Source organism: Marivibrio halodurans (assembly GCF_017963645.1).
GTDB lineage: Bacteria > Pseudomonadota > Alphaproteobacteria > UBA8366 > Aestuariispiraceae > Marivibrio > Marivibrio halodurans.
Genome location: NZ_JAGMWN010000002.1, coordinates 254,794 through 275,585, shown reverse-complemented (window position 1 = coordinate 275,585; position 20,792 = coordinate 254,794). Strand labels below are relative to the sequence as shown.

The following is a 20,792-nucleotide window of genomic DNA, read 5'->3' as shown; positions in this document are numbered from 1 at the left end:
CGTTCTGGGTGGGTCGTCGCCCCGACGCGCGCGCCGGGGCTTACCAAACCGGGTTCGCTGGGTTACATAGAGGGTGCGCCGCGCCCGGACAAGCCGGGTGCCGACCGCCTTTCCATTTCCAAGCCGGGAGAGACCTGCCATGACGACCCCCGCACCCGCCGCGCCGAAGACCATGCCGCACGATGCGCCGGAGACGGTGGAGGTCGAGGAACTGCGCGTCTCTTGCGAGGGCTCGGGCGGCGCCCTCGGCCACCCGCGCGTCTATCTGAACCTGACCAAGGAAGGCTGGGTCGATTGCCCCTATTGCGACCGGCGATTCGTCCTGAAGGAAGGGGCGAAGCCCTCCGGGCATCACTGAGCGCGCGCCGGAACCGAGCGCCGATATCATGGCAGCAAAGCATCTTTACCTGATCGACGGGTCCGGTTTCATCTTCCGGGCCTTCTTCGCATTGCCGCCGATGAACCGGGCGGACGGCACGCCGACCAATGCGGTCTTCGGCTTCTCCCAGATGGTACTGAAGCTGATCGAGGAAACGGACGCCGACCATGTCGCCGTCATCTTCGACGCCGCGCGGGAGAATTTCCGCAACGAGATCTATCCCGACTACAAGGGCCACCGGCCGGACGCGCCGGAGGAACTGATCCCGCAATTCGCCCTGATCCGGGAGGCGACGGAGGCCTTCAACTGCCCCTCGATCGAGATGGAGGGGTACGAGGCGGACGACCTGATCGCGACCTATGCCCGCCTCGCCGTCGAGGAGGGAGCGGAGGTCACCATCGTCTCCTCCGACAAGGATCTGATGCAACTGGTCCGGCCCGGGGTCACCATGTGGGACCCGATGAAGAACCGCACCATCGGCCCGGACGAAGTGGTGGAGAAATTCGGCGTCGGCCCGGAAAAGGTGGTGGACGTTCAGGCGCTGGCGGGCGACTCGACGGACAATGTGCCCGGCGTCCCCGGAATCGGGGTGAAGACCGCCGCGCAATTGATCGAACAGTTCGGGGACCTGGAAACGCTTCTCGCCAAGGCCGAGGAGATCAAGCAGCCGAAACGCCGGCAGAGCCTGATCGACTATGCCGAGCAGGCACGGATCAGCCAGCAGCTCGTCCGTCTCAAGAACGATGTCGATTTGCAGGTGCCGCTCCAGGATCTGAAGCGCCGGGAACTCGACCGCGACCGGCTTATCGCCTTCCTCAAGGAAAACGAGTTCAAGCGCCTGACCGCCCGCTTCGAGAGCGAGATGGCGGACGAGGCGGAAGCGCCCGCGGAGGAAACCGCCCCCGACCCGAAGGACGCCGATTATGTCCTGGTGCAGGACAAGAAGGCGCTGCAAGACTGGGTCGAGGCGGCGAAGAAGGCCGGCTTCATCGCCGTCGACACGGAGACAACGGATCTCAACACCGCGCGGGCGGAACTGGTCGGCGTCTCGCTCAGCACCGAGCCGGGGCGGGCCTGCTACATTCCGCTTGCCCACCGCGACCCGGGGGAAACCGATCTGTTCGGCGACAGCGCCGAAGGCGGCGCGCCGGCGCAGATCCCGCGCGACGAGGCGATCGCGATCCTGAAGCCGATGCTGGAGGACCCGGCGGTCCTGAAGATCGGCCAGAACATCAAGTACGATCTTTCCATCCTCGCCAAGCACGGGGTGACGGTCGCGCCGATCGACGACACGATGCTGCTGTCCTTCGTGGCGGAGGGCGGGATGCACGGCCACGGCATGGATGCGCTGGCGGAACTGCATCTGGGCCTGACGCCGATCAAATATGCCGAGGTCGCGGGCAAGGGGAAGAACCAGGTCACCTTCGACCACGTGCCGCTGGACAAGGCGCTGACCTACGCGGCGGAGGATGCGGACATCACCCTGCGCCTGTGGCGGAAGCTGAAGCCGATGGTCCTGGAGAAGCGTCTAATGACGCTCTACGAGACGATCGAGCGGCCGCTCGTGCCCGTGCTCGCCGCGATGGAGCGCGCCGGCATCCTGGTCGATCCCCAGGTGCTGCGCGCCATGTCGGAGGATTTCGGCAAGCGTATCGGCGATCTGGAGGGGGAAATCCACCAACTGGCCGGCACCGACTTCAATGTCGGCAGCCCGAAGCAACTGGGCGAGGTGTTGTTCGACCAGATGGGCCTCAAGGGCGGCAAGAAGACCAAGACCGGCGCCTATTCCACCAATTCCGACGTTCTGGAGCCGCTGGCGGCGGAGCACGAAATCGTCCAGAAGGTGCTGGACTGGCGCATGCTCTCGAAGCTGCGCAGCACCTATACCGACGCGCTGGTCCAGGATATCGACGCCACGACCGGGCGCGTCCACACCAGCTATATGATGACCGGCGCGCAGACGGGGCGCCTGTCCTCCACCGATCCGAACCTGCAGAACATCCCGATCCGCACCGAGGAAGGGCGCAAGATTCGCACCGCCTTCGTCGCACCGAAGGGATCGGTGCTGATCAGCCTCGACTATTCGCAGATCGAATTGCGCCTCGTCGCGCACATGGCGGGGATCGAAACGCTGCGGGACGCCTTCCTCGACGGGCAGGATATTCACGCCGCCACCGCCTCGGAGGTCTTCGGCGTGCCCCTCGACCAGATGACGCCGGAGGTGCGCCGCCAGGCCAAGGCGATCAATTTCGGTATCGTCTACGGCATCTCGCCCTTCGGCCTGGGACGGCAGATCGGCGTCTCCACCTCGGAGGCGAAGGCCTATATCGACAAGTATTTCGAGCGCTTCCCCGGCATCCGCGACTATATGGACGAAACCATCGCCTATTGCCGCAAGCACGGCTATGTCGAGACCATCTTCGGCCGCCGCATCCATCTGGGGGAAATCAACGCCAAGAACCCGCAGCAGCGCGGCTATGCCGAGCGGCAGGCGATCAACGCGCCCGTCCAGGGCTCCGCCGCCGACATCATCAAACGCGCGATGATCCGCATCCCGCCGGTGCTGGCTCACGAGTCGATGAAGGGTGTCGCCATGCTGCTCCAGGTGCATGACGAACTGATCTTCGAGGCACCGGAGGATCGCGCGGACGAGGCGATCGAGGCGATCCGCGAGGTAATGGAAGGCGCGAGCAGCCCGGTCGTCAACATCTCCGTCCCCCTCGTCGTCGAGGGCGGCAAGGGCGCGAGCTGGGCCGAGGCGCACTGAGGACGCCAAGCGGCCCGCCCGATCCCTGCCGGATCACGGGGGCACGGCCTATTCGATGATCCGGAAGGGGTGCTGCATCGCGATGCAATCGGCGGCGATCGTATCGGTGACGCCCCGGCGGTAGGCCGGGTCCTCCACCAGCCGCGCGATCCAATCGTCGGAGACATGATCGTGCGCGCCGACACGGGCGCGCACATGCTCCAGCGCCTCGCCCGTCGTCGCCGCGGCATAGCGCCGGCCCGCCGCCGGCACGTCGGCGAGCGCCAGCGCCCTGCCCTCATGCACCATGTGCCCGCGCTGGGAGATATAGGCGAAGGCCGAGCGTTCGACCTTCCCATCCTCCATCTGGAGCTTCACGCCGGCCAGTTCCGCGTAATGGTAATTGGCCGCGCCCAACTCCGTTTCATGCATGACGGGCAGTTGATCGTCGCTGAGCCATGTGACCCAGATTTCCACGGCCGTCCCGGGGGAGACCTGCAGCATCGCCGGCACCGCGCCGTAGCTGGTGATATGGGCGGAGAAGACGACGTCGAAATTATGCAGCCGCGCGCGTTGGACCGGGATGCTATGCGCGGGGTCGTGGCCGAATTTCTGCTTCAGCCGCTCCGGCGCGCGGTTCGACCCGATGGCGAGCACCGGCGTCCGCCCGGCCCGCGCGTCGGGGTCGAAGGCACGGATGCCCTCGGCGGTGTAGATATAGCTGTGTTCCGGCGCGGCGTAGGGATAGTTGCGCGCGCGGTGCAACAGGTGGGCGCGCGCGTCCCCGGTCTCGGCGCCGCCGGTTTCACTGCTGGTCGATACGGTATCGGACATAGGCATCGTCGATCGCGGCCATGCTTTTCTGCTTCCAGACCTTCTCCGCGTCCTCATAGCGCGAATAGGGGCCGAGCCGCTCTTCGGTCCCCGGCTTCATGGCCTGGAAATCGGTATCGGTATATTCGCCGCCGACGACCCAGAACTCGTCGTGACGCTCGCGTTCGATATGGAAGCGGGCATAGGCTTCGTCCACCGTCTCCATCGCCTTGGCGCGCCAGACCGCGTTGGCCTGATCGTGGGTGGCGAAGGGGCCGAGGCGGGTTTCCTTCTCTCCCGGCTCCAATTCGGAGAAGCTGGTATCGGTATAGCGGCCGCCCACGACCCAATATTGCTCGGACATGCTGCCTCCTCGCTGGCAAGCGCCCGGTCCCGGCCGGGGCCGCGCGGGCGTTGGGTTCCATTCGCCGCACCCTAGCGAAATCCGTCGAAATTGGAAGCGGCGCGCGCCCGCGAATTCGCATGCCGACCGGGGCCCGACCCTGATACGCTCGCTTGCCGGAGGGCACGGCGCGCGCTACCTCACCCCGACGGCTTGGCCCGCCGTGCCCCTCGCACGGGGCGGCCGACGCGAACGAATCAGGAGGAGGCGGCCCATGCCCTTCGCCAGCCTGCGCGATTTCATCGACCGGCTCGAACGTGCCGACCGGCTCGTGCGCGTCAGCAAGCCCGTCTCCACCGTGCTGGAGATGACCGAGATCCAGACCCGCCTGCTGGCCGAGCGCGGGCCGGCCGTGCTGTTCGAGAACCCGGTGCGCGCGGACGGCACGGCCTCCGATATGCCGGTGCTGGTCAATCTCTTCGGGTCGGTCGAGCGCGTGGCCTGGGGCATGGAGCGCGAGCCGCACCAGTTGCGCGAGGTCGGCGAGACCCTCGCCTTCCTGCGCCAGCCGGAGCCGCCGGGCGGTTTCCGGGAGGCCTGGGACATGCTGCCCCTGCTCAAGACCGTGATGGCGATGAAGCCGCGCACGATCGGCGGCCGCGCACCGGTGCACGAGGTGGTGCTGACCGGCGGGGACATCGACCTCGCCCGCCTGCCGATCCAGACCTGTTGGCCGGGGGAACCGGCGCCGCTGATCACCTGGCCCCTGGTGGTGACGCAAGGTCCCGATCCGAAGGGCGACAAGTCGGACGTCTTCAATCTCGGCATCTATCGCATGCAGGTGACGGGGCGGGACACGACCCTGATGCGCTGGCTGAAGCATCGCGGCGGCGCGCAGCATTACCGCCGCTGGAAGGAAAGCAAGCCGGAGCCCCTGCCCGCCGCCGTCGTGCTGGGCGCCGATCCCGGCACCATCCTGGCCGCCGTGACGCCCGTTCCCGACACGTTGAGCGAATATCAGTTCGCGGGCCTGCTGCGCGGTCGCAAGGTCGACCTGGTCGATTGCAAGACCGTGCCGCTGAAGGTCCCGGCCGAAGCGGAGATCGTGTTGGAAGGCCATGTCATGCTGGACGAGCATGGCGACGAGGGGCCTTACGGCGACCATACCGGCTATTACAATTCCGTGGAGAGCTTCCCGGTCTTCAAGGTCAGCGCCATCACCATGCGCCGGAAGCCGATCTATCTCTCCACCTTCACCGGACGGCCGCCGGACGAACCCTCGATCCTGGGCGAGGCGCTGAACGAGGTCTTCATCCCCCTGCTGCAACAGCAGTTCCCGGAGATCGTGGATTTCTGGCTGCCGCCGGAGGGGTGCAGCTATCGCGTCGCCGTGATCGCCATGAAGAAGGCCTATCCCGGCCATGCGAAGCGCGTGATGATGGGCGCGTGGTCCTATCTGCGCCAGTTCATGTACACCAAGTTCGTGATCGTCGTGGATGCCGACATCGATGCCCGCAAATGGGAGGATGTGGTCTGGGCCATGTCGACGCGCATGGACCCGGCGCGCGACATGACGGTGATCGAGAACACGCCGATCGACTATCTCGATTTCGCCAGTCCGGAGAGCGGCCTCGGCTCCAAGGTCGGCTTCGACGCCACCGACAAATGGCCGCCCGAGACCAAGCGCGAATGGGGCCGTAAGATCGAGATGGACCGCGCGGTGGTCGAGAAGATCGATGCCATGTGGGGCGACCTGGGCCTGCCCGGCGGCGGTAAATCCATCTGGTAAGGTGCCCGCCCTCCCCCTTGATCGGAAAGCCGACCGACCGACATCTATGGGACGAGACGCGCGCAAGCCGCCGCGACAAGGAGACACCCCATGTGGTTCCTGAAGGATTCCACCAAACTGACGATGCCCACGCCGGAAGAGGCGCTTGAAGGCCGTGCCCAGGCGATCCCGACGCTGGAGCGCCATCGCGTCACCGGCAAGGCGCTGAAACCGCCCTTCCCCGAGGGGACGGAAAGCGTGCTGTTCGCCATGGGCTGCTTCTGGGGGGCGGAACGGCTGTTCTGGACGCAACCGGGCGTGCATGTGACGGCGGTCGGCTATGCTGGCGGCCATACGCCCAACCCAACCTATGAGGAGACCTGCACCGGCCGGACGGGCCACACGGAGGCCGTTCTGGTGGTCCACGATCCGGCCCGCATAAGCTTCGCGACGCTGCTGAAGATTTTCTGGGAAGGGCACGATCCGACCCAGGGCAGCCGGCAGGGCAACGATGTCGGCACGCAATATCGCTCCGCCATCTATACGACGACGGCGGCGCAGGAGCATATGGCGTTGGAGTCCCGCGACGCCTATGCCAAGGCGCTGGGCCGGCACCGCCAGGGCGCTATAACGACCGAGATCGCGCGCGACCGGACCTTCTACTACGCCGAGGCGGCGCATCAGCAATATCTGGCCGCGAACCCCATGGGCTATTGCGGCCTGGGCGGGACGGGCGTCGCCTGTCCGATGCCCGCCGCCGACCGGGACGGAACGGAGTCACCGGCGGCGGAGTAATCGCACCCCGCCGCGCGTGCCGTCACGCGGTGTCCGCGCCTTCGACCGGGCCGTCGGCCTTCACGACGACGTCCACGACATCCTCTTCGTCGTCGCTGTCATAGATGGCGGCCTCGGCCGCCTCCGGCGCCATGACGACGGCGGCGGTGGTGTCGGTGGTGTCGGTCTTGGGTTCTTCCCTGCCGTCCTTGGCGGCCTTCTTCGCGCCCTTGCGCACCTTCTTCGGCAGGTCCTTTTCCCCCACCGATCCGGGCGGGCCGTGGAAATCCCGAATCCCGGCGGTCAGCGCGGCGCAGGCGAGGCGCACATAACGCGGAATCTCCAGATCCTTCCCGTCGCGCTCGCCCTTCTCGTAATATTGCACGACCCGCCGCTTGAGGCCGAGCGCATGGGCCGCGTCCTTCTGCGACAGACCCAGGCTCTTGCGCCAACGCCGGAAATCCTCGGGTTCCATATCCTGACTCTCGTCCACGGTTGCGACGCCCGGTAACGGCCATGTACCGGTTCGCCTCGGATTTGGCCCAGCGCCACCGGCCGGTCAATGCCGATATAGATGCTTTCTATGACAGTTTTATGAAGCAAGCGCGCACAGGGTGCGCATTTAATCTTGAAATGCGCACAATGTGCGCGTATATCTTCATCAGCAAGGCGCACTGGGTGCGCCAAACACCGCACCCGCCCGGCCCGGAACATGTCGCGAGACGCGTCCGGTCGGCGCGACAGACGATGAAAGGAGGGCGGTCCCATGATGTACGATATGACGAACAGCCTGATCCTGGTCGGCCCGCACGGGGGCTATCGCGACGAGGTCACCTTCGCCCGGCACGAGGGCGCGGCCCGGCTGCCGAATGCGCTGAAGGCCCGGACACTCGATTGGGCGGCGCGGCTGATGTATCGCGTGCGCTATCCGGGGCACGAGGAATTCGTGACCGACCCGGTCGACCTCTACCGCCTGACCCGCGCGCATGCCGACGCCTCGGTAGAGGTGATGAATATCCGGGGGCGCTGAGAAGACGCGCCCTATCCGGCCTCTCCTACCGGCCTCCCACCCGATGGTCCGGGACACCCCGACGGCCCGCGCCCCGATGACCCCGCGCATGGCCGCTTGACCATCCGGCGGGAGGCCGGTAGCTTTTACGCCATGATCGCCGCACGCGAATATGCGCTCCTTCCGGAGCGACTTCTTCTCGGCCTACTCTGACGGTGGGCGCGGGGCCGCCGGCCCTTGCCGAAATCCACCGCCCGAGCAGGCCGGTCTCGCATCCAGCCGAGATCGCTTTTCCCCAGCGCCGAGAAGATCCGAAAATGACAACCCACTTCCAGATTTCCTTCCCCGACCGCGCCCCCGGATCACGCATGCGCGCGCCGACGCTACGACTTACGGGCAGCCGCCGGGATGGATCGCGGCCGCCGGCGGCTGTTTGACGGGTCGCATAGCCCACATATCGAATGGAAGGATTGCGCGTCGCCGAAGCGCTTGGCATAGCCTCCGGGTCAAGGGCCTCCGGGTCAAGGAACGAGACCCGGCCCCAAGGCCGGGCGCGCGACGCGGGAACGAGGGAACGACGTCCAATGAAACGCATGCCTGTCGACAAATACCGGATGTACGAACGCATCGACATCCCGGACCGCCAATGGCCAAGCAAGGTCGTGGACCGCGCGCCGATCTGGTGCTCCGTCGATCTGCGCGACGGCAACCAGGCGCTGATCGAGCCCATGGGGCCGGAACGCAAGCACCGCATGTTCAAGCTGCTGACCTCGATGGGGTTCAAGCAGATCGAGATCGGCTTCCCCGCGGCCTCCGATACCGACTATCGCTTCTGCCGCGAATTGATCGAACAGAACCTGATCCCGGAGGACGTGACGGTTCAGGTCCTGACCCAGGCGCGCGACGAGTTGATCGAGCGCACCTTCGAGGCGCTGCAAGGCGCGCGCCGCGCCGTCGTGCATGTCTATAACTCTACCTCCGTCGCCCAGCGCCGCGTGGTCTTCAACATGGACAAGGCCGGGGTGAAGCGGATCGCCGTCGACGGCGCCACGAAGGTACTAGCGGAATCACGGAAGTACCCGGACACCGACTGGGTCTTCCAATATTCACCCGAAAGCTTCACCCAGACCGAGATCGACTACGCGCTGGAGGTCTGCGAGGCGGTGATGGATGTCTGGCAGCCGACGCCGGACAATAAATGCATCATCAACCTGCCGGCGACGGTCGAGGTGGCGATGCCCAACATCTTCGCCGACATGATCGAATGGATGCACCGGCGCTTCACCCGGCGGGACTCGCTGATCCTCTCGGTCCATCCGCATAACGACCGGGGCACCGGCGTCGCGGCGGCGGAATTCGCCCAGATGGCCGGCGCCGACCGGGTCGAGGGCACGCTGTTCGGCAATGGCGAACGCACGGGCAATGTCGATATCGTGACGCTGGGCATGAACATGGTCGCGACTGGCGTGGACCCTCATCTCGACTTCTCCGACATCCCGGCGATGCGCAAGGTGGCGGAATACTGCAACCAACTGCCGGTCCATCCGCGCCACCCCTATTCCGGCGATCTGGTCTTCACCGCCTTCTCCGGCAGCCACCAGGACGCCATCAACAAGGGCCTGCGCGCGGTGCGGGAGAGCAATTCCGGCGCCTGGGACGTCCCTTACCTGCCGGTCGATCCGAAGGATGTCGGCTCCTCCTACGAGGCGGTGATCCGCGTCAACAGCCAGTCCGGCAAGGGCGGCGTCGCCTATATCATGGAGACCGACTACGGCATCCGCATGCCGCGCAATCTGCAGATCGAATTCTCCAATGTCGTCCAGCGCATCGCGGACGAGACGGGGAAGGAAATCACCTCCGCCATGATCTGGGACAGCTTCGAGGGCGAGTTCCTGGCCAACACCACGCCCTTTAGCTTCATCAATCACCGGACCACGGCCGAGACGCACGCCTCCGAGGTGCGCAGCCTCACCGCCATGGTGACGCGGGACGGTCAGGAAATCGAGATTCACGGCCGGGGCAATGGGCCGATCGACGCCTATGTCAACGCGTTGAAGGACGAGGCCGGGGTCGAGATCACCGTCACCGACTATTCGGAACACGCGGTCGGGGGCGGCGCGGACGCGACCGCCGTCGCCTATGTCGAGACCCGCACCGGCGACGGCGAGCGGCTGTTCGGCGTCGGGCGGCACAAGAATATCGTGACCGCCTCGCTCATGGCCGTCACCTGTGCCGTCAACCGCGCCCATCGCCGCCAGGAGGAATTGAAGGCGGCGGAATAACCGCCGACCCTCTTCCCGATACGGGCCGAATCGAAAGCCCGCCCCCTTCCCGGTCGCCGAACAGGCACACCGGCAAGGGGGCGGGCTTTTTCGTGCCTCAAGCGGATTTGCGCTGCTTTTCCGGCTCGGCCTGCTTCGGGCGTTCCGGCGTGTAGGCGAGGCTGGGGGAAAGCCATGTCTCGACCTCGGCCATGCTCATGCCCGTGCGCGCGGCGTAATCCTCGACCTGATCCCGGCCGATGCGCCCGACGCCGAAATAGCGGCTTTCAGGGTGGCTGAAATAGAAGCCGGAGACGGCGGCGGCCGGCCACATGGCGCAACTCTCGGTCAGGGTGACGCCGGCGGCCTTGGGCGCGCCCAGCAGATCGAAGAGGATACGCTTCTCCGTGTGGTCCGGGCAGGCCGGATAGCCGGGCGCCGGGCGGATACCCCGGTACTTCTCCGCGATGAGGGCGTCGTTCGCCAGCGCCTCGTCGGCTGCATAGCCCCAGAACTCCCGGCGCATGCGCTCATGCATGCGTTCGGCGAAGGCCTCCGCGATCCGGTCGGCGAGCGACTTGACCATGATGGCGCTGTAGTCGTCGTTCGCCTCCTCGTAGCGCTTGGCGATGGTATCCACCTCCTCGCCGGCGGAAACGACGAAGCCGCCCATCCAGTCCGCGCGCCCGCTATCCTTCGGCGCGATGAAGTCGGAAAGCGCGTAGTTCGGGCGCGAGCCCGTCTTCTTGCTCTGCTGGCGCAGCATGTGGAAGCGCGCGCGCACCTGCTCGCGGCTCTCGTCGGTATAGATTTCCACATCATCGCCGACCGCGTTGGCCGGCCAGAGACCGAGTACCGCGCGCGGACGGAACCATTTCTCGTCGACGATACGGTTCAGCATCGCTTGGGCGGCGTCGTTCAGTTCGCGCGCGACGGCCCCCTTCTCCGGATCGTCGAGGATCTTGGGATAGCTGCCCTTCATCTCCCACGCATGGAAGAAAGGGGTCCAGTCGATATAGTCGACCAGTTCCCCGACATCGTAGGAGGCGAAGATCTTCTCCCCCAGCATCGCCGGTTCCGGCGGGGCATAGTCCGCCCAGCCGCCGTCGAAGGCGTTCTCCCGCGCCTGCGCGATGGTGACGCCGGTGCCCTCCTTCTCGGTCGCGCGGCCCTCGCGCACGCGGGCGTAATCCTCCGCGATGCCTTTCAGATAGTCGCCCCGCCGCTCCTTGGAGAGCAGGTTGGAGACCACGCCCACCGCCTTCGAGGCATCGTCCACATGGATGACGCCATGGGCGTATTCGGGCTCGATCTTGATCGCGGTGTGCTTCTTGCTGGTGGTCGCCCCGCCGATCAGCAACGGGATGTCGAAACCCTCGCGCGTCAGTTCCGCCGCGACATCGACCATGCGGTCGAGACTCGGCGTGATCAGGCCGGAGAGGCCGATCACATCCACCTTCTCCTCGCGCGCGGTCTCCAGGATCTTCTCCGTCGGCACCATGACGCCGAGATCGACCACGTCGTAGTTATTACATTGCAGCACGACGCCGACGATGTTCTTGCCGATGTCGTGGACATCGCCCTTCACCGTGGCCATCAGGATCTTGCCCTTGGCCTGCTTGACGCCGGAGGCTTCCTGCTCCGCCTCCATGAAGGGGATCAGATGCGCGACGGCGGTCTTCATGACGCGCGCGCTCTTCACCACCTGGGGCAGGAACATCTTGCCCTCGCCGAACAGGTCGCCGACGACGTTCATGCCGTCCATCAACGGCCCCTCGATGACGTGCAGCGGCCGCTCGGCCTTCTGGCGCGCCTCCTCGGTGTCGTCGACGATATAGTCGGTGATGCCGTGGACCAGCGCATGGCGGATGCGTTCGTTCACCTCCGCCTCGCGCCATTTGGGGTCTTCCTTCTTCTGCGCCTCGCCGTCGCCCTTGTACTTGTCGGCGATGGCCAGCAGCCGCTCCGTCGAATCCGACCGGCGGTTCAGCAGCACGTCCTCGACATGCTCGCGCAGCTCCTCCGGGATATCGTCATAGACCGTGATCTGGCCCGCATTGACGATGCCCATGTCCATTCCCGCCTTGATGGCGTGATAGAGGAAGGCGGAGTGCATCGCCTCGCGCACCGGATTGTTGCCCCGGAAGCTGAAGGAGATGTTGGAGACGCCGCCCGAGATATGGACCAGCGGCATGGCCTGCTTGATCCGGCGCGTCGCCTCGATGAAGTCGACGGCGTAGTTGTCGTGCTCCTCGATGCCGGTAGCGACGGCGAAGATATTGGGGTCGAAGATGATATCCGTCGGCGGGAAGCCGGCCTTCTCGACCAGCAGGTCGTAGGAGCGCTTGCAGATCTCGAACTTCCGGTCGGCCGTGTCCGCCTGGCCTTCCTCGTCGAAGGCCATGACGACGACGGCGGCGCCATAGCGGCGCAGCAGGTCCGCCTGCTCCAGGAAGCTCTCCTCGCCCTCCTTCAGGCTGATGGAGTTCACCACCGCCTTGCCCTGGACGCATTTCAACCCGGCCTCGATCACCTCCCATTTGGAGCTGTCGATCATCACCGGCACGCGGCTGATATCCGGCTCGGCGGCGACGAGATTGAGGAAGGTGACCATGGCCTCCTTCGAATCCAGCAGCCCCTCGTCCATGTTGACGTCGATGATCTGGGCGCCGTTCTCGATCTGCTGGCGCGCGACCTCGAGGGCGGTCGGATAATCGCCCCCCATGATCAGCTTCTTGAAGCGGGCCGATCCGGTGACGTTCGTGCGCTCGCCGACATTGATGAAGCTGGAAATCGCCGTGCTCATGCCGCTTCTCCCGCTTCGATGGACCCCGCCTCGAACGGCTCCAGCCCGGAGAGACGAAGCGCCGGGGCGATTTCCGGAATCTTGCGCGGCCGGTGCTGGCGCACCGCCTCGCCGATGGCGCGGATGTGATCCGGCGTGGTGCCGCAACAGCCGCCGGTGATGTTGACGAGCCCGTCCTTGGCCCATTTGCCCAGCGCCTCGGCCATCTGCTCCGGCGTCTCGTCATAGCCGCCGAACTCGTTCGGCAGGCCGGCATTCGGATAGGCGCAGACCAGTGTGTCCGCGACGCCGGCGATCGACTTCACATGCTGGCGCAGTTCCTTCGCGCCGAGCGCGCAATTGAGCCCGACGGAGAAGGGGCGCGCATGGCTGATCGAAATCCAGAAGGCCTCCGGCGTCTGGCCGGTCAGCGTCCGGCCGGACCGGTCCGTGATGGTGCCGGAGATCATGATCGGCAACCGCACGCCCTGATCGGCGAAGACCTTCTCCACCGCGAAGATCGCGGCCTTGGCGTTCAGCGTGTCGAAGATGGTCTCGATCAGGATCAGATCGGCGCCGCCCTCGATCAGCCCCTCCGTCGCCTCGGCATAGGCCGCGACCAGTTCGTCGAAGGTGACGCCCCGGAAGCCGGGATCATTGACGTCGGGCGAGATCGAGGCGGTCTTGTTCGTCGGCCCCAGGGCACCGGCGACGAAGCGCGGCCGGTCCGGGTCCCGGGCCGTCACCTTGTCGGCGGCGGCGCGGGCGATCCGCGTCGCCTCGACATTCAATTCCCGGCTCAATTCCTCCAACGCGTAGTCGGCTTGGCTGATTCGGTTGGCGTTGAAGGTATTGCTGGTTAGGATATCGGCGCCGGCCTCCAGGAAGTCCTCGTGGATGCGTTGGATCGCCTCCGGCCGGGTGAGCGTCAGCAGATCGTTGTTGCCGCGCAGGTCATGGTCGTGATCGGCGAACCGCTCGCCACGGTAATCTTCCTCGCTCAGATCCAGTTCCTGGATCATCGTGCCCATGGCACCGTCGAGCATCAGGATTTCGGAGTCCGCGCGCCGGCGAAGGGCCGCCTCGCGCTCGCTTCGATCTGTCATCTATTTCTTATCCTTCGTTCTTGGCCGTGTCGGAACGCGCGGTGAAGACGACGCGCCGATTTCAGGCCGCGACCTTGTCCGCCGAGGCGCGCACGCCGAGCGCATGGCACACCGCGCGCGTCACGTTCGCCCGGTTGAGGGTGTAGAAGTGGAAGCTGTCCGCCCCCTCGGCCTGGAGCCGCGTGCATTGCTCGATCGCGACGGAGGCGGCGATCATCTGCCGGGTCTCCGGGTCCTCCTGAAGGCCGTCGAACAGGTCGGTCAGCCAGCGCGGGACGGTCGCCCCGCAGGCCTCGCTGAAGCGGATCAGGCTCTCGATATTCGTCACCGGGATGATGCCGGGCACGATCTCCTTGGTGATCCCGGCCGCGTGCGCCCGGTCGCGGAAGCGCAGGAACGTCTCCACGTCGAAGAAATACTGCGTGATGGCGCGGGTCGCGCCCGCATCCAGCTTGCGCTTCAGATTGTCCATGTCGGCGGCGGCGCTGGCGGCCTCCGGATGAACCTCGGGATAGGCGCCGACGCTGATCTCGAAATCGGCGACGCGGCGCAGCCCCTCCACCAGATCGGCGGCGAAGGCATAGCCGTCCGGGTGCGGTTCATAGCGCGTGGTGCCCTGGGGCGGGTCGCCGCGCAACGCCACGATATGACGGATGCCGTCGTTCCAAAGGCTCCGCGCCAAGGCGTCGATCTCCGCGCGCGTGGCCCCGACACAGGTCAGGTGATGACCGACCGGCGTGCCGCCCAGCTCCGCCACCCGGTCGACCCATTGCCGGGTCACGGATTGCGTGCTGCCGCCGGCACCGTAGGTCACCGTCATGAATTGCGGGGCAAGCGGAGCCAGCCCCCGGATCGCCTCCTCCAACGAGGCACCCGCCTTGTCGGTCTTCGGGGGAAAAAACTCGAAGGAAACACGCGGACCCGCGCCGCCGCGCGCCGTCCGACCCGCGCCACGGGCGGCCGTGCGCTTTTCCGCAAGATTGGTAGGCATGCTCATCCCCTGATCCTTTCGTCCCCTGCTCGTCCCCTGCGGGCCTTGCCCTAGGCGAGCCCTTATCCGGGCGCCCCTTCGGACTCCTGCATACCAAAACCTCAGAACAATATCAAGATATCTTTATATGATGGTTTCGTTATCGGCAGAATCTCAGGGGGCTTGAAAATGTAAAACGATCGTTTTACATTCCGACTCATGATGACAGCCAAAGCCAAGATCATTACCGCTGCGGAAGCCCTGTTCGATCGGCACGGTTTCATGGCCACCGGCATGGACCGCCTGACCGCGGCCGCCGGCATGTCCAGCCGAACGCTCTACAAGCACACCGGGGGCAAGGCTGCCCTCATGGCCGACGTTCTGGGCGAGCGGGACCGCCGTTTCATGCGGCACCTCGACGTTCGGAGCGTGGACGCGCTGTTCGTGGCGCTGGAGGATTGGGTTCGGACGGAAGGCGCGCGGGGATGCCTTTTCCTGCGTGCCCGGGGCGAAACAGGGGGAGACCTGCCCGAGGTGGCCCAGGCCGTCGCGGCGCACAAGGCGGCGTTCCACAAGCGTATCGACGAGATCGTGACGGCCGATCTCGGAGGGCACGGCGATCCGGCGCTGACGGAGCAGGTGCTGGTCCTGGTCGAGGGGGCGACCGCGGCATCCGTCTATCGGGGCCCGCGCGCCGTCATGGCGGCGCGGGCGGCGGCGGCGTCCCTGATCGCGCGGACGCGGTCATGAGCCCGGCATTCCGCCTGGGCGCCGTGGGCTTCGGCCTGATCGCGGTCTGTTACGGCTTCGCCCGCTTCGCCTTCGGTCTCTTCCTGCCCCGCATCGATGCCGATCTCGGCCTCGGGTCGACGCTCGCCGGGGCGATCGCGGGGGGCTCGTTCCTCGGCTATTGCCTCGCCATCATCGCCTCCGCCTCCCTGACGGAGCGGATGGGCGCGCGTGCCGTAGCCGTCGGGGCCGCCCTCGTGGCCGCCGTGGGCATGGCGGGCATCGCCATGGCGCCGAACGCCGTCTGGCTCGCCGCCGCCGTGATGATCGCGGGGTCGAGCACGGGGCTCGCCTCCCCGCCGATGGCGGCCGCGGTATCCGCCGTCGTGCGCCGGGACCGGCGGGATGCAACCAATAGCGCGATCAATGCCGGGACCAGCGCGGGCGTCGCGCTGTCCGGTCCCGTGGCCCTGATGATCACGGGTCAGTGGCGGTTGGCCTTCGCCGCCTTCGCCGTCCTCGCGCTCGGCTTGGCGGTGGCCACGGCGCGGTCCGTCCCGCGCACCCCATCCCGACGGGATGTCGGGCCGAAACCGGAACGCCAGCCGGAACGCCAGCCGGAACGCCAGAATGACGTTGGGAGAAATGGCGCGCGACGCGATCCTCGCCCGGCGCGTGGCCTGCCGACGCTCACTGACGACCTGGCGCGGCTGATCGCCGCCGCGTTCCTCATGGGGGCGGCCAGCACGGCCCTCTGGTCCTTCGGCGGCCAGTTGCTTTCCCTAAGGTTCGGCTGGGACGCGCGCGGCATCGGTATCTTCTGGACCGCCATCGGCACGGCCGGAATCGCCGGCGCCTGGGCCGGTGGACTCGTATCCCGCTTCGGGATCAACCGGCTTCACCTGACGTTTCTCGGGATCATGGCGTCCGGCATGGTGGCCGCCGGGTCCGCCGCGGCGACCCCGGCATCGGCCCTGATCGGCGGGGCGCTGTTCGGCGCGGCCTATGTGATGCTGACGGGCATCTATCTGATCTGGGGCGTTTCCGCGCTGCCCCACCGCCCCGCCACGGGACTGATGGTCGGCTTTCTCACCATCGCCATCGGCCAAACCATCGGCGCGCCCCTCTTCGGAATCCTGATGGACGGGCTCGGCGCGGACCCCGCCGTCCTTACCTTCGCCACCCTCGGCATGACGGCCGCGTTGGCGAGATGCCGGTCCCATGCATCGGCCATCATGGGGGAATGCCATTGATAGGGACCACGCGCCCGATGACGTGCCCCATGATGCCCCCGAGCCTCCGGATGCACTGGAGGCACTGGCCTGCGTATTAACGCGATGCGGGTCGGCATGGCTTGCGGATATCCGTAAATATTTCTCACAAGACCGTGCGGAGGTCTGACACGGCGCCGCCTGCGTACACACATAACGACGATCGTTGACACCCGACGCCACCCGCCGGAACGGAAAGCGGGATGCGTCAGGACTTACCGCGCGTGAAGAGGAGCAGGACCATCGTGATGGACGTCGATCAAGGGACCCGGGCCGTCGACCGGGGGATGGACGCCCCGCTGACCGCCTTCGAGCGGGGAGACCGCGTGGCCGAGGCGTGGCGTCCCTATCGTTGGCGGCGTCTGCTGGTGCTCTTCCTCAACCTCGTCACGATCGGCGCGCTGATCGCCTTGATGAGCGCCATTCTCGGCAGCGGCGGGTGGAGTGTCGGGGAAATCGTGATGCTCGCCTGCTTCGCGATGACGCTTCCCTGGTTGTCGATCGGGCTCTGGAACGCGCTGATCGGCTTCGCGATCCATGTGCTGGCGCGCGATCCGGCCGCCTATGTCACGCCCGCGCTGGCCAACGCCTCGGACAGCGATCCGATCACCTATCGCTCCGCCATCGCCATGACCGTGCGCAACGAGGACCCGAGCTATGCCGTCGCGCGGCTGCGCGTGGTGCAGGAGGATCTGGACGCCGCGGGCCTTGGCGATCGATTCGATTTCCATGTGTTGAGCGACACGACCGATGCCGCCATCGGCGCGGCGGAGGAAGCCGCCGTCGATGCCTGGCGCCAGGCGATCGGCGACCCGGACGCATCGGGCGGCCGCATCCATTACCGCCGCCGCACGAGCAACGAGGGCTTCAAGGCCGGCAATGTCTGGGAATTCGTCCAGCGCTGCGGCGATCGATACGATCTGTTCCTGCCGTTCGACGCGGACAGCCTGATGTCGGCCCGAGCGCTGGCCCGGATGGTGCGGGTGATGCAGGCGAACCCGCGCATCGGCATCCTTCAGGGGCTGGTGGTCGGCATGCCGTCCCCCAGCTTCTTCTCCCGCACCTTTCAGTTCGGCATGCGCCACGGCATGCGCACCTATACCGCCGGCAGCGCCTGGTGGCAGGGCGATTGCGGCCCCTTCTGGGGACATAACGCCGCGATCCGCATCCGCCCGTTCCGCGACCATTGCGACCTGCCGACGATTCCCGGCCGCCATGTCCTCTCCGGCGACATCCTGAGCCACGATCAGGTGGAGGCGGTGCTGATGCGCCGCGCCGGTTACGAGGTGCGCGTGATCGCCGAGGAGGACGAGAGCTGGGAGGAAAACCCGCACAGCCTGCCCGATTTCATCAAGCGGGACCTGCGCTGGTGCCAGGGCAACATGCAGTATCTCTGGCTCATGCGCCTGCCCGGCGTCGCGGCGATGAGCCGGCTCCAACTCGCGCTCGCGATCCTTATGTATGCCGGCGCGCCGGGATGGATGGCCTTCCTGACGATCGGCGCGGCGCACGCCTTCTTTCCGGAGGTCGGCGGCTTTCCGCTCGATCTCGGCCTCGCGCTCTTCGTCACCGTCCTGGTCATGAGCCTGATGCCCAAGCTAATGGGCATGCTGGACGTGATGGTCAGCCGGCGCCAACGCCGCCGCTATGGCGGGACCGCGCGGGTCGCGCTGGGCTCGGTCACGGAAATCGTGACCTCCGCCCTGCTGGCCCCGGCGGTCAGTTTCGCCCAGGCCCGCTTCATCATCGGCCTGTTGCTCGGCCGCAAGATGGGCTGGGGCGCGCAACGGCGCGAGGGCCAGGCGCTCGGCTGGGGGGAGGCGACGCGCGGCCTCTGGCCGCAGACGCTCTTCGGTCTCGCGCTCGGCGCCGTGCTGGCCGTGAAGGTGCCCGCCGTCCTGCCCTGGGCCAGCCCGCTGCTGGCGAGCTTCGTGCTGGCGATTCCCTTCGCGGTGCTGACCGCCTCGCCCTGGCTCGGCCGGCTGTCGCGGCGGGTGGGTCTGTGCGACATCCCGGAGGATCGCGCACCCAACCCGGCCCTGCGGGCGTTGACGGCGAAGCTGGAAGCACGCTGAGGCGCCCCGCGAGGGGAGACGCCCCGCGAGAACGTCAGTAGACGACCCGCGTCAGATAGAGCCCGTGGGCCGGGGCCGTCGGCCCGGCGGCGCGGCGGTCGCGGGCCGCCAGGATGCGGGCGACGTCATCCGGCGTCCAGGCGCCTTCGCCGACGCGCTTCAGCGTACCGGCGAAATTGCGCACCTGATGGTGCAGGAAGCTGCGCGCCTCGACGATCAGGTGGATCTCCTCGCCGACGCGCGCGACATCCAGGCGGTCGAGCGTCTTCACCGGGCTGTCCGCCTGGCATTCGGCGGCGCGGAAACTGGTGAAGTCATGCCGGCCCAGCAAGCGCGCGGCCGCCGCCGCCATCGCGTCCGCGTCGAGCGCGCGGCCGACATGCCACACCCGCCTGCGCGTCAGCGCCGCCGGCGCGCGGCGGTTCAGAACGCGGTAGAGATAGGCACGCCCGGTGGCGGAGAACCGGGCGTGGAAATCATCGTCCACCGCCTCCGCCGTCAGCACCGCGATGGGGTGCGCGCCGAGATGATGGTTCAGCGCGTCGCGCACCGTGCGCCCGTCCGCCGGCTTCGCGATATCGACATGGGCGACCTGGGCCAGGGCATGGACGCCGGCATCCGTCCGCCCGGCGCCCTGGACCAGGGCACGTTCCTGCGTGAAGCCCTCGACCGCCTCTTCCAGCGCCTGTTGGACACTGGGGCCGTTATTCTGCCGTTGCCAACCGACGAACGGACCGCCGTCATACTCGACCGTCAGTTTCCAGCGCATGGCTGGCGTCTCACCGCCCGATCAGGGACAAGTTGAAGGGGCTTTCCTGATAGGTCTTGTTGATCCAGTTCGCGAACAGCAGATGGCCGTGCGCGCGCCAGACATTGGGCGGCTCTCGTTCAGGGTCGTCGTCCGGATAGTAATATTTGGGCAGCGCGATCGCCTTCCCTTCCCGGACGTCGCGCTTGTATTCCTCGTCCAACGTCCCGGCGTCATATTCCAGATGGTTCAGCATGAAGATCTGGCCACGCGCCACGTCCTCCGCCATGCACAGGCCCGCTTCCTCCGAATCCAGCAGGATGGAGATTCCGTCGGCCGCCTCCACCTCCTCGCGCCGGGTTTCGGTATGGCGGGAGACGGGGATCATCACCTTGTCGCAGAACCCGTGCAGCAGCCCTGCCGTCGGGTCCACCGCCCGGTGTGGATAGACGCCGAACATCTTCTCCGGAAGTTCATGCTTCTCGACACCGTGGAAATGCTTGAGCGCCGCCTGCGCCCCCCAGCAGATATTCAGGGTCGAGGTGACGTTGGTCTGCGTCCAATCATAGATGCTGCGCAATTCGTCCCAGTATTTCACCGCTTCGAACGGCAGGGTCTCGACCGGCGCGCCGGTCACGATGAAGCCGTCGAACTTCTGATGGCGCACCTCCTCCCAGGGCCGATAGAAGGTCGAGAGATGATGACGCGAGACGTTCCCCGGCACATAGGTCCCCGTGGTGACCAGCGTCAGTTCGATCTGCAACGGCGTCGCGCCGATCAGACGGGCGATCTGCGTCTCGGTCTTCTGCTTCTGGGGCATCAGATTCAGAAGCCCGATCCGCAAGGGACGGATATCCTGGCGCACCGCGTCGGCCTCGGACATGACGACCATGCCCTCGGCCTCGAGGTTCCGGCGGGCTGGCAGGTCGTCGGGAATCTTGATCGGCATCGCGGCTTCTGTCCTGTTTCCTGAATCGCGCGGGGAGGCGGGGGCCCGAAGCACCTGGGCCACCCT

At 66.6% G+C, this 20,792-nt stretch carries 17 protein-coding genes; 9 read left to right on the top strand and 8 right to left on the bottom strand.

Annotated elements, in window-relative coordinates; translation table 11 throughout:
- Nucleotides 1–139: 139 nt before the first annotated feature.
- Nucleotides 140–358, top strand: coding sequence for a zinc-finger domain-containing protein (locus KAJ83_RS05740; RefSeq protein WP_246484266.1), 219 nt, complete (start codon nucleotides 140–142; stop codon nucleotides 356–358).
- A gap of 28 nt (nucleotides 359–386) precedes the next feature.
- The gene (polA, locus tag KAJ83_RS05735) at nucleotides 387–3,146 is read left to right on the top strand and encodes a DNA polymerase I (protein WP_210681067.1); all 2,760 of its coding nucleotides are present in this window, start codon (nucleotides 387–389) and stop codon (nucleotides 3,144–3,146) included.
- Between the two features lie 48 nt (nucleotides 3,147–3,194).
- Here polA and KAJ83_RS05730 read toward each other — a convergent pair whose 3' ends face one another.
- Nucleotides 3,195–3,959 carry a hypothetical protein gene (locus KAJ83_RS05730; protein WP_210681066.1) on the bottom strand — a complete coding sequence of 255 codons (765 nt, stop codon included), beginning with the start codon at nucleotides 3,957–3,959 and terminating at the stop codon, nucleotides 3,195–3,197.
- Entirely contained in the window at nucleotides 3,931–4,302 is a 372-nt protein-coding gene (locus tag KAJ83_RS05725) for a DUF4170 domain-containing protein (protein ID WP_210681065.1), read from the bottom strand. The genes KAJ83_RS05730 and KAJ83_RS05725 overlap by 29 nt, the downstream gene beginning before the upstream one ends.
- Nucleotides 4,303–4,555: 253 nt before the next feature.
- On the opposite strand from KAJ83_RS05725, the gene KAJ83_RS05720 reads away from it, so the two are divergent.
- Together KAJ83_RS05720 and msrA are read left to right on the top strand one after the other, a co-directional pair.
- Complete coding sequence (locus KAJ83_RS05720) at nucleotides 4,556–6,070, top strand: UbiD family decarboxylase (protein WP_210681064.1); 1,515 nt, start codon at nucleotides 4,556–4,558, stop codon at nucleotides 6,068–6,070.
- A 90-nt stretch (nucleotides 6,071–6,160) separates the two neighbouring features.
- The gene (gene msrA / locus KAJ83_RS05715) at nucleotides 6,161–6,844 is read left to right on the top strand and encodes a peptide-methionine (S)-S-oxide reductase MsrA (protein WP_210681063.1); all 684 of its coding nucleotides are present in this window, start codon (nucleotides 6,161–6,163) and stop codon (nucleotides 6,842–6,844) included.
- A gap of 22 nt (nucleotides 6,845–6,866) precedes the next feature.
- On the opposite strand, the gene KAJ83_RS05710 is transcribed toward msrA, so the two are convergent.
- A complete protein-coding gene (locus KAJ83_RS05710) occupies nucleotides 6,867–7,298 on the bottom strand; it encodes a helix-turn-helix domain-containing protein (RefSeq protein WP_210681062.1) in 432 nt (143 codons plus the stop codon).
- Between the two features lie 291 nt (nucleotides 7,299–7,589).
- On the opposite strand from KAJ83_RS05710, the gene KAJ83_RS05705 reads away from it, so the two are divergent.
- A complete protein-coding gene (locus tag KAJ83_RS05705) occupies nucleotides 7,590–7,853 on the top strand; it encodes a hypothetical protein (protein WP_210681061.1) in 264 nt (87 codons plus the stop codon).
- 563 nt (nucleotides 7,854–8,416) lie between these two features.
- The gene (leuA, locus tag KAJ83_RS05700; protein WP_210681060.1) at nucleotides 8,417–10,114 is read left to right on the top strand and encodes a 2-isopropylmalate synthase; all 1,698 of its coding nucleotides are present in this window, start codon (nucleotides 8,417–8,419) and stop codon (nucleotides 10,112–10,114) included.
- A 97-nt stretch (nucleotides 10,115–10,211) separates the two neighbouring features.
- On the opposite strand, the gene metH is transcribed toward leuA, so the two are convergent.
- From metH to metF, 3 genes are all read right to left on the bottom strand, one after another.
- Nucleotides 10,212–12,899 (bottom strand): methionine synthase, encoded by a 2,688-nt coding sequence (gene metH, locus KAJ83_RS05695; RefSeq protein WP_210681059.1) that lies wholly within the window; start codon nucleotides 12,897–12,899, stop codon nucleotides 10,212–10,214.
- A complete protein-coding gene (locus tag KAJ83_RS19735) occupies nucleotides 12,896–13,984 on the bottom strand; it encodes a homocysteine S-methyltransferase family protein (protein ID WP_210681058.1) in 1,089 nt (362 codons plus the stop codon). The genes metH and KAJ83_RS19735 overlap by 4 nt, the downstream gene beginning before the upstream one ends.
- Nucleotides 13,985–14,045: 61 nt before the next feature.
- Nucleotides 14,046–14,975, bottom strand: coding sequence for a methylenetetrahydrofolate reductase [NAD(P)H] (metF, locus tag KAJ83_RS05685; protein ID WP_210681057.1), 930 nt, complete (start codon nucleotides 14,973–14,975; stop codon nucleotides 14,046–14,048).
- A gap of 198 nt (nucleotides 14,976–15,173) precedes the next feature.
- Here metF and KAJ83_RS05680 point away from each other — a divergent pair, with 198 nt between their 5' ends.
- From KAJ83_RS05680 to mdoH, 3 genes are all read left to right on the top strand, one after another.
- A complete protein-coding gene (locus KAJ83_RS05680) occupies nucleotides 15,174–15,704 on the top strand; it encodes a TetR/AcrR family transcriptional regulator (RefSeq protein ID WP_246484265.1) in 531 nt (176 codons plus the stop codon).
- Entirely contained in the window at nucleotides 15,701–16,936 is a 1,236-nt protein-coding gene (locus KAJ83_RS05675) for an MFS transporter (RefSeq protein WP_210681056.1), read from the top strand. Before KAJ83_RS05680 ends, KAJ83_RS05675 begins: the two co-directional genes overlap by 4 nt.
- A 266-nt stretch (nucleotides 16,937–17,202) precedes the next feature.
- A complete protein-coding gene (gene mdoH, locus KAJ83_RS05670; RefSeq protein ID WP_246484285.1) occupies nucleotides 17,203–19,029 on the top strand; it encodes a glucans biosynthesis glucosyltransferase MdoH in 1,827 nt (608 codons plus the stop codon).
- A 34-nt stretch (nucleotides 19,030–19,063) separates the two neighbouring features.
- Here the strand turns inward: mdoH and truA are convergent, their stop codons facing one another.
- Both truA and KAJ83_RS05660 read right to left on the bottom strand, forming a co-directional pair.
- Nucleotides 19,064–19,798, bottom strand: coding sequence for a tRNA pseudouridine(38-40) synthase TruA (truA, locus tag KAJ83_RS05665; RefSeq protein WP_210681054.1), 735 nt, complete (start codon nucleotides 19,796–19,798; stop codon nucleotides 19,064–19,066).
- A 10-nt stretch (nucleotides 19,799–19,808) separates the two neighbouring features.
- Nucleotides 19,809–20,726, bottom strand: coding sequence for a homoserine O-succinyltransferase (locus KAJ83_RS05660; RefSeq protein WP_210681053.1), 918 nt, complete (start codon nucleotides 20,724–20,726; stop codon nucleotides 19,809–19,811).
- Between the last annotated feature and the right edge of the window lie 66 nt (nucleotides 20,727–20,792).

Excerpts from the sequence above, each read along its gene's own strand:
- KAJ83_RS05740 (WP_246484266.1), top strand. The coding sequence starts at position 140 with ATGACGACCCCCGCACCCGCCGCGCCGAAGACCATGCCGCACGATGCG.
- polA (WP_210681067.1), top strand. The coding sequence starts at position 387 with ATGGCAGCAAAGCATCTTTACCTGATCGACGGGTCCGGTTTCATCTTC.
- KAJ83_RS05730 (WP_210681066.1), bottom strand. The coding sequence starts at position 3,959 with ATGTCCGATACCGTATCGACCAGCAGTGAAACCGGCGGCGCCGAGACC.
- KAJ83_RS05725 (WP_210681065.1), bottom strand. The coding sequence starts at position 4,302 with ATGTCCGAGCAATATTGGGTCGTGGGCGGCCGCTATACCGATACCAGC.
- KAJ83_RS05720 (WP_210681064.1), top strand. The coding sequence starts at position 4,556 with ATGCCCTTCGCCAGCCTGCGCGATTTCATCGACCGGCTCGAACGTGCC.
- msrA (WP_210681063.1), top strand. The coding sequence starts at position 6,161 with ATGTGGTTCCTGAAGGATTCCACCAAACTGACGATGCCCACGCCGGAA.
- KAJ83_RS05710 (WP_210681062.1), bottom strand. The coding sequence starts at position 7,298 with ATGGAACCCGAGGATTTCCGGCGTTGGCGCAAGAGCCTGGGTCTGTCG.
- KAJ83_RS05705 (WP_210681061.1), top strand. The coding sequence starts at position 7,590 with ATGATGTACGATATGACGAACAGCCTGATCCTGGTCGGCCCGCACGGG.
- leuA (WP_210681060.1), top strand. The coding sequence starts at position 8,417 with ATGAAACGCATGCCTGTCGACAAATACCGGATGTACGAACGCATCGAC.
- metH (WP_210681059.1), bottom strand. The coding sequence starts at position 12,899 with ATGAGCACGGCGATTTCCAGCTTCATCAATGTCGGCGAGCGCACGAAC.
- KAJ83_RS19735 (WP_210681058.1), bottom strand. The coding sequence starts at position 13,984 with ATGACAGATCGAAGCGAGCGCGAGGCGGCCCTTCGCCGGCGCGCGGAC.
- metF (WP_210681057.1), bottom strand. The coding sequence starts at position 14,975 with ATGCCTACCAATCTTGCGGAAAAGCGCACGGCCGCCCGTGGCGCGGGT.
- KAJ83_RS05680 (WP_246484265.1), top strand. The coding sequence starts at position 15,174 with ATGATGACAGCCAAAGCCAAGATCATTACCGCTGCGGAAGCCCTGTTC.
- KAJ83_RS05675 (WP_210681056.1), top strand. The coding sequence starts at position 15,701 with ATGAGCCCGGCATTCCGCCTGGGCGCCGTGGGCTTCGGCCTGATCGCG.
- mdoH (WP_246484285.1), top strand. The coding sequence starts at position 17,203 with ATGGACGTCGATCAAGGGACCCGGGCCGTCGACCGGGGGATGGACGCC.
- truA (WP_210681054.1), bottom strand. The coding sequence starts at position 19,798 with ATGCGCTGGAAACTGACGGTCGAGTATGACGGCGGTCCGTTCGTCGGT.
- KAJ83_RS05660 (WP_210681053.1), bottom strand. The coding sequence starts at position 20,726 with ATGCCGATCAAGATTCCCGACGACCTGCCAGCCCGCCGGAACCTCGAG.